The organism is Marinobacter sp. C1S70, assembly GCF_000475355.1.
Lineage (GTDB): Bacteria > Pseudomonadota > Gammaproteobacteria > Pseudomonadales > Oleiphilaceae > Marinobacter > Marinobacter nauticus.
Genome location: NZ_AXBW01000029.1, coordinates 188,868 through 199,697, shown reverse-complemented (window position 1 = coordinate 199,697; position 10,830 = coordinate 188,868). Strand labels below are relative to the sequence as shown.

The 10,830-nt window shown below is 56.8% G+C and carries 10 protein-coding genes; 4 read left to right on the top strand and 6 right to left on the bottom strand.

Annotated elements, in window-relative coordinates; all coding sequences use genetic code 11:
• Positions 1 to 769: 769 nt before the first annotated feature.
• The 5 genes from Q669_RS10610 to Q669_RS10590 all read right to left on the bottom strand — a co-directional run bounded on the left by Q669_RS10610 (position 770) and on the right by Q669_RS10590 (position 6,819).
• Positions 770 to 1,795 (bottom strand): IS110 family transposase, encoded by a 1,026-nt coding sequence (locus Q669_RS10610; protein WP_008170306.1) that lies wholly within the window; start codon positions 1,793 to 1,795, stop codon positions 770 to 772.
• A 286-nt stretch (positions 1,796 to 2,081) separates the two neighbouring features.
• Complete coding sequence (locus Q669_RS10605; protein WP_008170308.1) at positions 2,082 to 3,332, bottom strand: NAD(P)/FAD-dependent oxidoreductase; 1,251 nt, start codon at positions 3,330 to 3,332, stop codon at positions 2,082 to 2,084.
• Between the two features lie 84 nt (positions 3,333 to 3,416).
• Positions 3,417 to 5,054 (bottom strand): GMC family oxidoreductase, encoded by a 1,638-nt coding sequence (locus tag Q669_RS10600; protein ID WP_022992188.1) that lies wholly within the window; start codon positions 5,052 to 5,054, stop codon positions 3,417 to 3,419.
• A gap of 5 nt (positions 5,055 to 5,059) precedes the next feature.
• On the bottom strand, positions 5,060 to 6,484 hold the full coding sequence (locus Q669_RS10595) for a cytochrome P450 (protein ID WP_022992187.1): 1,425 nt from the start codon (positions 6,482 to 6,484) through the stop codon (positions 5,060 to 5,062).
• A 14-nt stretch (positions 6,485 to 6,498) separates the two neighbouring features.
• Positions 6,499 to 6,819 (bottom strand): 2Fe-2S iron-sulfur cluster-binding protein, encoded by a 321-nt coding sequence (locus Q669_RS10590; RefSeq protein ID WP_022992186.1) that lies wholly within the window; start codon positions 6,817 to 6,819, stop codon positions 6,499 to 6,501.
• A 129-nt stretch (positions 6,820 to 6,948) separates the two neighbouring features.
• On the opposite strand from Q669_RS10590, the gene Q669_RS10585 reads away from it, so the two are divergent.
• Complete coding sequence (locus Q669_RS10585) at positions 6,949 to 8,016, top strand: AraC family transcriptional regulator (protein WP_008170312.1); 1,068 nt, start codon at positions 6,949 to 6,951, stop codon at positions 8,014 to 8,016.
• Positions 8,017 to 8,057: 41 nt separating this feature from the next.
• Here Q669_RS10585 and Q669_RS10580 read toward each other — a convergent pair whose 3' ends face one another.
• Positions 8,058 to 8,672 carry a TetR/AcrR family transcriptional regulator gene (locus tag Q669_RS10580; protein WP_022992185.1) on the bottom strand — a complete coding sequence of 205 codons (615 nt, stop codon included), beginning with the start codon at positions 8,670 to 8,672 and terminating at the stop codon, positions 8,058 to 8,060.
• Between the two features lie 258 nt (positions 8,673 to 8,930).
• Between Q669_RS10580 and Q669_RS10575 the strand changes: the two genes are divergently transcribed.
• The 3 genes from Q669_RS10575 to Q669_RS10565 are packed head-to-tail and all read left to right on the top strand — an operon-like array spanning position 8,931 to position 10,796.
• Positions 8,931 to 9,416, top strand: a complete 486-nt coding sequence (locus tag Q669_RS10575; protein ID WP_031209883.1) for a PaaI family thioesterase — start codon at positions 8,931 to 8,933, stop codon at positions 9,414 to 9,416.
• Positions 9,413 to 9,904: a PaaI family thioesterase gene (locus Q669_RS10570; protein WP_011784137.1), complete on the top strand. Its 492-nt coding sequence runs from the start codon at positions 9,413 to 9,415 to the stop codon at positions 9,902 to 9,904. Before Q669_RS10575 ends, Q669_RS10570 begins: the two co-directional genes overlap by 4 nt.
• Positions 9,894 to 10,796: an alpha/beta fold hydrolase gene (locus Q669_RS10565; RefSeq protein ID WP_011784136.1), complete on the top strand. Its 903-nt coding sequence runs from the start codon at positions 9,894 to 9,896 to the stop codon at positions 10,794 to 10,796. Before Q669_RS10570 ends, Q669_RS10565 begins: the two co-directional genes overlap by 11 nt.
• Positions 10,797 to 10,830 lie beyond the last annotated feature (34 nt).

Below are 10,830 nucleotides of genomic sequence, written 5' to 3'. Positions count from 1 at the left end.
CAACTGATTGGGTCCACCTCAAGCCTTGCTCCGGTCCGGGTGGCAGGCTTCACGTGGAATGGGTGGCAACCTTCAGCGGTTTACGCAATCAGGACCGGCACGTCCTTACTATAGAAAACCTTTTCAGTAGTCCCGCAAGTTTCATTTAATCGAGCAAGTGTCTTAACATTAATACCGCTCGTAACTATCGGTTCTTGATGTCCACCATCAATAAGCCGGAATCTTACTGTGTTTGATTTACACACCGCTTGAAGCTTGCAGTCTGAAAAGCCCTGTCTTGGCTGCCACCACCCATCCGCATGAAAAAGCATATGCTCAGATGAACCAAAACAAGAGGTCGACACCGAATGGGCGATGTTGCTTATGAAGGATTGAGTGATCGGAACCTCTACCCATAATGGCCGATAGAGACTTCGCTTTTTCTTTGTGGGTAAAATCAAGTTCATATTTTCGTCGGTAATTGCAAGGTGAGGTTATTAGTGGGACATATAGAGAATTATTTCACCTACATGGACTCCCCCTGCGGTCAAGCAACGCCATTTGAATCCGAAGCGGTTTGAGACTGCGGCTCTACATTCGGCCTCTTTGTGGGCGTTTTTGCCCGGGCCAGGATGATGATGCGTGTGAGCGGGGACCTTATTCGTTAGTCGGCTTCGCTGAGCCGCAGAAATAAACAGGTTCTCCCACTCTCGGTCTGACCGTTCCGTCATCGCTTGCCGTTGCAAGACTCTTCTGGCAGGCTTGTTCTGCCTGTCGTTGGTGCTCGGTTTTAGCCCTCCACAGGCTGTGTCTTAAACTCGGTTTGATTCATGAGTAGTGCCCATATAATCCGGGCGTTCTTGGCCGCCATCGCAACGGCGGCCCGCTTGTATCCACGTCGTTCCACCAGGTCTTTGGCCCAGTCACTGAGTCGATCATTCTTATCCGGTAATTTTGCAATCACTGCCCGGGTGCCATGGATCAGCAGCGTTCGCAGGTATTTGTCCCCGCGCTTGGTGATTCGGCCAAGTCGCACCTTGCCACCGGTCGAGTATTGTCGGGGCACCAGACCCAACCATGCGGCAAAGTGTCGCCCACTTTTGAACTGTCTGGGGTCAGGCGCACTGGCCAGCAGGGCTGTTGCGGTCTGTGGTCCGATACCCGGTATGGCCATAAGGCGCTTGGCCTGCTCATCGCTCCGGGCCATCGCTTCGACCTCCCGATCGTAAGCCAGGATTTCTTCATCGAGCTGTCGAATGCGTTGGTTGATGTTGTTGATTAAGCGGCGAGCGAGCATGGGTAAGTCGTTTTCGGCATCCTCCAGGATTTCGGGAACCCGGCGCCGTGCGGCGTAACGGCCCTGGGGAATGATCAGTCCGAACTCGGCCAGCAGCCCACGAATCTGATTGATCTGCGCGGTGCGTTCTTTGGTCAGTCCACGGCGAATACGATGCAGGCACAGTACGGCTTGCTGGTCTTCGGTCTTGATTGGAACAAACCGCATATTCGGCCGACCTACTGCCTCACAGATGGCCTCGGCATCGTTGTCGTCGTTCTTGCTGCTCTTGCGATAGGGCGCGACAAACCGGGGTGCAATGATTCGGACATCGTGGCCGAGTTTGGTCATTTCCCGAGCCCAATGGTGGGCACCCGAGCAGGCTTCCATGCCAATCAGGCAGGGTGGGAGCTGAGCGATATAAGGCAACAGCTTGGGCCGGTTCAGTCGTTTGCGAACCACGACCTTGCCGTGTTGATCGGTGCCATGAATACTGAACACAGTTTTCGCCAGATCGATGCCAATGGTTGTAACATTCATGATGACTCCTCCTGCTTTTGATTGAAGATGTCAGACACCTTCAATGTGGCACATCGATGCCGTGGGAGCAGGGGGAGTCCATATCATTCGCTATGGTGCTCTCGGTTTACCAGAGCAACAGTAATGTGTCTGGCTACGGGAAATTCCGCCGGTTGTGGCTCACGCATCCTTTGCGCTCACTGAAAGCTGTCGGTCGTAGGATATGATATCCATAGGCCGTATGAGTTGTGCATTGCTTTCGCAATTTTGGGCAAACTAAGGGCACAGCTCTACTCGGTCGTCAATTTCAATTTATGGACTGACCGCTCACCAAGGACTTCAGTTCAATATCCGGATCCTTCAACATTTCAGGATTGACCTGCCTGCGTTGTTGAACGAGGGTCTTGCCGACCATAAAAGCGATGGGCAGGTTGACCGCATCAACAGCAATGACACAGCCATCGCGGAGATAGAACACCGCAAATCCCTTGTCTTCCGGGCTTCCGCGCAGCACACGCTGATCATGATGTTGCGACAACCCCACCATCTGCAGACGCACGTCATATTGGTTCGACCAGAACCATGGAGCGCTGTTATAGGGTTTCTCCTCGCCCATCAGGGTTGCCGCCGCTGTCCGGGCCTGATCAACCGCGTTGGCGACAGATTCAAGGCGCTGCATCTTCTCGAAGAAAAGATTCCGGTGGCGGGTACAGTCGCCGATCGCCAGGATGGCGGGATCTTCTGTGCGGGTAAACTCGTCAACAATAATGCCGTCATCACAGGGCAGGCCGGCGGCCTCAGCCAGGGCGGTTTCCGGCACAACACCCACTGAAACGAGCACGATGTCGGCCGGTACAGTGCCGCCGCTCGCCAAGGTCACGCCAGCCACATGCCCCTGATCGCCCGCTTCGAAACCGGTTACCGCCGTGTTCAGCCGCAGATCCACGCCGGCGCTGCTGTGTTTGGTGTAAAAAAACTCTGAGATTTCCGGGCCTGTTACACGCTGCATAAGACGCTCGGCCGCTTCCAGTACTGTGACATTAACGCCTTTTTTGGTGGCACTGGCTGCCACCTCAAGTCCAATGTAACCACCACCCACGATGACCAGGCGCTTCCCCGGGAGCAATTCTTCACGCAGGGCATCCGAGTCAGCTATGTCGTGCAGATAATAAATGCCCTCCAGGTCAGCCCCGGGTGCGTTCAGGCTTCGGACGTGGGACCCCGTGGCCAGAACCAGTCGATCGTATTTCAATGTGCTCTGGTCCGACAGGCTGATGGTCCTGTTGTCCCGATCAATCTGTTCGGCACGCACACCAAGCCGCAACTGATGGCCGGCGTTCTCGTACACCGAGCGCGGCTTCAGGTACAGCGACGCCTGATCAACCTCTCCTGCCAGATAGTTCTTGGACAGGGGCGGCCGCTGATAGGGTGGATGTGGTTCTTCGCCCACCAGAATCACTTCCTGTTGATATTTTTTTTGCAGCAGGGTTGTCAGGAGCGCACCCGCTGCGTGCCCGCCGCCAACGATGACTGTCGTCTCTTTCTGTTGGTTTGCCATAGTCTGTCTCTGCCTGTTGTTCTCTGGGATCAGATTGATCAGAAGTCCGGATGCCAGCTGTGCGCCGGGATGCCCCCCGCAGCGCTAGCCGACCGTCTCCCCGGCATCCTCAAGTATCATCGCGGCGCCTTTCTCGCCGATCATGGTTGCCGGCTGATTGGTGTTTCCGCCGACCAGCGTCGGCATGATGGAGGCATCGACCACCCGCAGGCATTGCAGGCCATGCACGCGCAGGCGCGGATCGACCACCGCCATCGGATCAACACCCATCTTGCAGGTGCCAACCGGGTGGTACGCTGATTCACCGCTGCGCCGTACCCATGCGGCGAGATCGTCGTCATTCTGGAGCGCCGGCCCGGGCGAGACCTCAACCTCGTGGTGCGGGGCAAAGGCCGCCTGCGCCAGGATTCTGCGCACCAGATGTACCCCGCGTACCAGTCGCTCGACATCGGCGGACTCGGCCATGTAGTTGGGGTCGATCAGCGGCGCCGCAAACGGGTCGGCACTGTGCAGACCGACGCGCCCGCGCGACGATGGCCTGAGCCCGTAGATCATCACCGCGTAGCCATAACCGCTCATCGCGGTCTTCAGGTCTCGCCCGTGATCGTCGTACAGCATTGGCGCGAAGTGCAGCTGCAGGTCGGGTATCGGCTCCTCGGGCCGGGAGCGGATGAACCCGCCGGCCTCGGCGCCGTTGCTCGACAGCACGCCCCGCCGGCCGCTCAGATACGTCAGAGCGCCCCACAGCCCCTTGAGCCAGTAGCTCGGATGCATCGAGATGCTTTGGCGGCTGCGGGCGCTGACGCGCACGAACACGTCGATATGATCCTGGAGATTCTGCCCGACGCCCTCCAACGCATGGCGCAGTTCTATGCCATGCCGGGACAGTTCCTCCCGCGGACCGACCCCGGACAGCATCAGCAGTTGCGGCGAGTTGAACGCGCCGCCGCAGAGCACAACTTCGCGCCTGGCACGAACCTGCGTCTGCCCCGTTGTATCGCGGTATTCGACACCGGTGGCGCGGGTGCCTTCGAGTAGCACCCGGGTGACATGCGCGCCGCTGCAAACCGTCAGGTTGGAGCGCCCCGCAGCGGGTTCGAGATAGGCCCGCGCGTTGCTACAGCGTGTGCCGTCTTTCTGGTAGGCGTAGTAGAAGCCTGCGCCCTCCTGCTCACTGCCGTTGAAATCTGTATTGAGCCGGTACTTTGCCTGGGTTGCCGCCTCGACAAACGCCGTGCTCAGCGGATTAGTATAGCGGCGCGCGGCCACATTGAGGGGACCACCCTGGCCATGAAAATCTGCCTCACCCGGCGTACATTTCGGCTCGAAATGTTCAGATCGGCGGAAGTAGGGCAGTACCTCGGCGTATGACCACCCGTTGCACCCCAGCCTTGCCCACTCGTCGTAGTCCCGGGCATGCCCGCGGATGTAGACCTGCGCGTTCATGGCGCTGGAACCACCGAGCATCTTGCCCCGCGGCTGGAACAGTGCCCGGTCGTACATATGCCGTTGCGGTTCGGTATTGAACTGCCAGTTGTAACGGCGGCTGAACATCAGCTGCAGGAAACCCAGCGGCATGTTCACGAAAGGGTTGCGCCGGCTCTCCGGGCCGGCTTCGAGCAGCAGCACTGAATAGCGACCGCTCTGCGACAGGCGGTTGGCGACGGCACATCCGGCCGAGCCCGCGCCAACCACCACATAATCAAATTGCTCGGTCGTCATCCTGATCAGCCGGCTTTTTTGCCTTTCGGCGTCAGTTTGACCATCACCTCCGAATAGCCCCGCACGAAGTTGGACTGCACCCGCTTGGGCTCTTCGACGACTTCGATGTTGTCGAAGCGTTTGAGAATTTCTTCCCAGAGGATGCGCAGTTGCAGTTCCGCCAGACGGTTGCCCATGCAACGGTGCACACCGTAGCCAAACGACATATGGTTTCGCGCGTCCTTGCGATCGATAATGAACTGATCGGGGTTCTCGAACTTGCGCTCGTCCCGGTTGCCCGAGGCGTACCACATCACAACGCGATCACCCTTTTTGATGGTCTGGCCACCCAGCTCAACATCCTGCTTGGCGATTCGGCGCATATAGGCCAGCGGCGTTTGCCAGCGGATGATTTCCGAGACCATGTTCGGAATCAATTCCGGCTTTGCCTTCAGTTTTTTGAATTCTTTCGGGAACTCATTCATGGCCACCAGGCCACCACTCATCGAGTTGCGAGTGGTGTCATTGCCGCCAACGATGAGCAGCGTCAAATTACCGATAAACTCCATCGGGCGATTGATAAGGTCTTTCGTTTCATCGTTGCTCTGCAAAAGGCTGATCAAATCGAAACCGGGCTCCTCGCCTGCCGCGCGGCGCGCCTCCTTGTCCCGCCAAAGCCTGGAGAAGGACCAGGCCATGTCTGCCGCATCGTCAAACATGATCTCTTCATCAGCGTACTCGCCGCCGGTGGCCGATGCTGCACCGGCCATTCGATCCGACCACTCCACCAGCTTGTGACGTTCCTCGTAAGGAAAATCCAGAAGGGTCGCCAGCATGCGGCCGGTGAGTTCCTTGGATACAACAGGCACCCAGTTAAAGGGCTTGTCCAGAGGCAGGCTGTCAAGCACATCGCCGGTGCGTGATCGGATCAGCCCCTCCATCTCCTTCAGGTTCTTCGGCGCCACCACGCCCTGCACCGAGCTGCGCTGCACATCGTGTTTTGGCGGATCCATTGCAATGAACATTTCTACCGACAGCCCCTCGGGAGGGTCACCCAGAATGATTTGCGGCTCGGCGGAAAACAGGTCGTGACTCTTATCCACGAACAGGATGTCTTCAAAGCGAGTTACCGACCAGAAGGGGCCGAAGGGACTATTCTTCTGGTAATGGACCGGCGCCTCATCACGTAACCGTTTGAAATAGGCACGCCATTGACCCTGTCGGTATAAAAACGGATTGCTGACATCGATGTCCTCAAGGGCCAGCGTGTTAACGTCCGGGATGGGTGTTTCAACGAAGTCGGGCACCGGTCGACGCGGGCCAATGGTCTTCTTCTTGGCGCTCATTAACAGTTTCAGCCCCTGGATTTGCCTGTGCATTGGCACCACCCTGGAGGTGGCATTAATCAGTCGGGACTGAATGTCGTCAAATGTTCTGGATAGTGTTGGCATGCGTCCTCCTGTGTTCACATCTGGAACTCGGGCAAATGCACGGTCATGCCGTCCATTTCATCAGTCAGTACCACCTGACAGCCCAGGCGCGAAGTGCTCGTCCGCTCCGGCGTCATTGACAGCATTTGTTCTTCTTCATTACCAGGCGTGCCTGTCTTGCTGAACCATTCGTTCGCGACGATAACGTGGCAGGTACCGCAGGCGCACTCCCCCCCACAATCCCCGTCGATACCGGGAATGGCGCTATCAACAGCGATTTGCATTACCGAGGAACCAGCTTTGAATTCAGCGACATGTTCAGTTTGATCATGTTCTATAAAAGTAATCTTGCCCAATATTGTTCTCCTGCCAGTAGTTTTCAGTAATAGATATTGTCTGTCTAACGACACTCCTGTCAGGTCATTTCTTGACAAGCTGAGGTCATTTAAAGACAAAATGACGTTCATTCAGGACGGGGAAGATCAATGATGACGACGCAGAAGACGGGTGATTTGCAAAAACCCGGTCCCGGCATTCCATCGAATTACTCACGGCTCATTGCACGTGAGCTCGATTTAACAGCCAAACAACTGCCACGTCTGCTGCTCGGCACCGGGCTTGGTGTGACGCAATTCCTGAGCGAGGAAAGCCTGCTTACCGCAGCGCAGCAGGTGCGGATTCTGCGCAACGCACTGGATCTGTCCGGCCAGCCGGAATTAGGGTTATGGCTAGGCAAGCGACTGACCCCGGCAACCCATGGTGCGATGGGATTCGTGGCCTACAGCAGCCCCGACTTTCTCACTGCGCTGCAAGCGATTCATACTTTTCTGCCCACGCGCGCGAGCTTCATCCAACTGCATTTGCGGCAAGTCAACGAGCGCCTGGAATGTATTCTGGACTACCAGGAGTCGCTGGACGATGACATACAGCGGTGCCTGTCGGATGCGATGGTTAAGGCCCTTTTTGAATTTGGCGAGTTTATAATTGGTCGCCCTTTGCATGAGGCTGAAATATGCTTCGCTCATCCTGAACCCCCGTATCAGGCAATGTATGCCGATTTTTTGCCCGGGCAGATTCGCTTTGATTGCGACCAGTTAAAACTTACGTTGCCGATGTCGTTGTGTCGGGAACCGAATGCCTCCGCCAATCACGAAAACTATCGTCTGGCCTTGCAACAGTGTGAATCGATGCTTGCGCAACTTCAGTCGGATAAACCGAGCTATCAGACCCAGCTGAAGATGATGATGTTGTCCCGACCGCCCGGAACGCTCAGTGAAGACGAAGCAGCGGCCTCGTTGTTCATGAGCAAACGCACCCTGGCACGCAAACTCAAACAGGAACGCAGCGGTTTTCGGAAAGTTCGCGACGAGATTCTGTCCCAGCAGGCAGCGACCTACTTGCGTGACAGCCAGCTGTCAATCGAGGCCATTGCCGCGTTGATGAACTATCACGACAGTGCCAATTTCAGACGCGCCTTCAAGCGCTGGTTTGACCAGTCGCCTGAGCAATTCAGGCAAAATGTCAGATCACAAACCGTGCATCCGCATGATTAGCGATCATAAACAGAGGCTACTTGCGTTTGTGAAGCCAGAACCTATGCCTGACCCCCTTTATTGATCACACCGTCCATAGCGATCTGCCAGATCAAGTCGCCAATGGCGTCGAGTGAATGAGCCCCGTTCGGGTCGAACCAGGTTGCAACCCAGTTGAGCGCCCCAAGGCCGATCAGGCGGAGCAAACGGCCGTCAACATTCTTCCGGATCACGCCCTGTTCAATCATTGTTTCGAGGATCTCAGCCCACAGGGACTCGTATTGGTCACGCAGTTCGATGATTTCCTCGCGAGCCTCCGGGCCCAGCGCTCGCCATTCAAACAGCAGCACGTAAACCGCGTCCGAATCTACCAACAGGGCTCGCAGATGCGCTTTGATACAAAGACGCAACCGTTCAACCGGGTCATCCGAACTGGCGTAAGCCGACTCGACCTCTGCGGTAACCAGGTCTACTCCCCGACGCATCAGCTCAACGAGCAGCGCTTCCTTGCTGCTGTAACGATAATACAGACTTCCGGGCAGCATATTGCAGGCTTCGGCAATCTCCTTTAGAGACGTCCTTTCAAAACCTTTCTCTCGAAAGAGCCGGGCGGCGTTAGACAAAACGTTACCCTGATCGCCTAATTTGCTTGCAGGGGTAATCTGTCTGTCAACCATGGCTTAACCATCTCCTGAGCAATCCCGTTTATTAATCATCAGAGCAGCCATCATTCGATTCGTTTCACTGATCGCACGCCATTACACCGGTGCCGTGCCATTTGGATTAACAAAGTGTTGACTTTTGGTTGGTTGACCAACCAAACTTTGGAAACAATGCTACTCACAAGAGAACGCCATGGCAATGACCTATGACAATCCACTGGTCCTCTACACTTCCGCCCCTGCGCGAAATGCATGTCAGACTGGGCGGATCTGATGAACGATCTGAACAAACTTCAGCACAGTGACGCTGTGACGACGGCGTGGCAGTTCACCGAACAGGTTCCTCACGGCAGGGATCTGGGCATGCAAGTTGTCTCGGTAGACCAGGGCCAGGTCTGTATGCGGCTAACCCCGCAGTCATGGATGTTCGCCCATAAGGATACAAAAGAAATCTGCACCAGCGTACTTTACTCGCTGGCAGACTCCGCCGGAGGCTTGGCGGTATTCGCGGGTGCCCTGGAGTTGATGCCCATTGCCACTCTGGATCTGCGCATGGATTATTTGCGGCCTGCCATCGGCGACCGGGCCCTGTCAGCGGTGGCCACCTGTCGTCATTTATCGGACGATGTCGCGTTTATTCATTGTGACATCCTTAGCGAGGGAAATCGCGAGTTACTAGCGACGGCAAACGCCACCTTCATGCGTAACACCCAGGGACAGCAATTGCATGCAGGTGGACCAGGAAAGGAGAGCGCATGAGCACGACTGGCGATTCGGCCCCACAAATCTCAGGCACTGCGGAAAGTGCGAAAGAATGTGCTGACTGGCAGGCTCTTCTGGAGCGCATTCCCTATGCACAGCACCTCGGGCTTGAGGTTCAGCGCGGTGATGTAGGCGTATTGGTTCATTTGCCGTGTCGTGAAGCGCTGATTGGCAACTTCATGCTACCAGCCCTCCATGGCGGCGTGCTTGGAGCCCTGATCGAACTCACCGCGCGGGTGGCTGCGCAAAGCCAGGATGCAGAGACACGTTGCCCGCGCATTCTCGACAGCCACATCAATTACCTCCGCTCCGCGAAGGCCCGATCGACGTTCGCCAGGGCCGACATTATTCGGCAAGGCAGGCGCACCAGCCTGGTCCAGGTGACCTGCTGGCAAGGCGATGATAAAAAACCGATCGCCACTGGTCAGGTTCAGTTATTGCTCCCGACAATGGCCGCCCAACAAGAAGACCGTCATGGACATTAAGCACAACACACCTGAACGCGACGAATTCCGGGCGACGGATGGCGCCGATATCGCACTGTGGCGCTGGCCGCAATCCAAAGCGCGACCCACACTGCACTGGGCCCATGCCACGGGTTTCCATGGCCGCCTGTACCATCCACTGCTTGACGAGCTCGCCACGGACGTCAATGTCCTGGCCTGGGACATGCGAGGACACGGGGCCAGCGTTGGTGCAGCCAACCTGTCGACATTCCGGGGCTGGGAAACCTATTATCGCGACCTGATCGCTCTGCTGGAATGCCTGGACGAACCGGTCTGGCTTGCCGGCCATTCCATCGGTGCCACCACCAGCATCATGGCCGCTGCCCGGCGGCCTGACAAAGTGCTGGGTCTGATTCTGGCGGAACCGGTGATCATGGATCCGGTGCAGGGCCTGAAGTTGGGGCTGGCCAAGCTGCTGCGTCAGTCACATCGGTTGTCGCTGGCCGCCGGAGCGGCACGTCGGCGCAGGGTATTTGATTCGCACGCTGCTGCGCTGGACAACTATCGTGGCCGCGGTGGCTTCAAGACCTGGCCCGAAGCATGGCTGAACGCCTACGTCCAACACGCCTTCGTGCCGCAGGGTGACCAAGTTCAATTGGCGTGTGCGCCCGAATGGGAGAGCACCACCTTTGCCCATACCGAACACAACCCCTGGCCCGGTATTCGTCAGTTGCGGTGCCCGGTTATAGCACTGGCCGCGGAACGCGGGTCAACCTTCTCACCAAAGGCACAAAAACGCCTGAAGGCCCTGCTGCCTTCGGCTGACGTCAGGGTTCTTGAGGGCACGACCCATTTTCTGCCTATGGAGCAGAAGGACATCGTTCGCGATGCTATCCTGCAACTAGCTTTATCTGGATGCCGCGAGAACTGATATCCACACCTTAATCTTGCCGATCGAGACATCT

What these genes read in the sequence shown, in the direction of transcription:
- Q669_RS10575 (WP_031209883.1), top strand. Translation starts at nt 8,931, where the DNA reads ATGAACGATCTGAACAAACTTCAGCACAGTGACGCTGTGACGACGGCG.
- Q669_RS10605 (WP_008170308.1), bottom strand. Translation starts at nt 3,332, where the DNA reads ATGGCAAACCAACAGAAAGAGACGACAGTCATCGTTGGCGGCGGGCAC.
- Q669_RS10600 (WP_022992188.1), bottom strand. Translation starts at nt 5,054, where the DNA reads ATGACGACCGAGCAATTTGATTATGTGGTGGTTGGCGCGGGCTCGGCC.
- Q669_RS10570 (WP_011784137.1), top strand. Translation starts at nt 9,413, where the DNA reads ATGAGCACGACTGGCGATTCGGCCCCACAAATCTCAGGCACTGCGGAA.
- Q669_RS10595 (WP_022992187.1), bottom strand. Translation starts at nt 6,484, where the DNA reads ATGCCAACACTATCCAGAACATTTGACGACATTCAGTCCCGACTGATT.
- Q669_RS10565 (WP_011784136.1), top strand. Translation starts at nt 9,894, where the DNA reads ATGGACATTAAGCACAACACACCTGAACGCGACGAATTCCGGGCGACG.
- Q669_RS10580 (WP_022992185.1), bottom strand. Translation starts at nt 8,672, where the DNA reads ATGGTTGACAGACAGATTACCCCTGCAAGCAAATTAGGCGATCAGGGT.
- Q669_RS10610 (WP_008170306.1), bottom strand. Translation starts at nt 1,795, where the DNA reads ATGAATGTTACAACCATTGGCATCGATCTGGCGAAAACTGTGTTCAGT.
- Q669_RS10585 (WP_008170312.1), top strand. Translation starts at nt 6,949, where the DNA reads ATGATGACGACGCAGAAGACGGGTGATTTGCAAAAACCCGGTCCCGGC.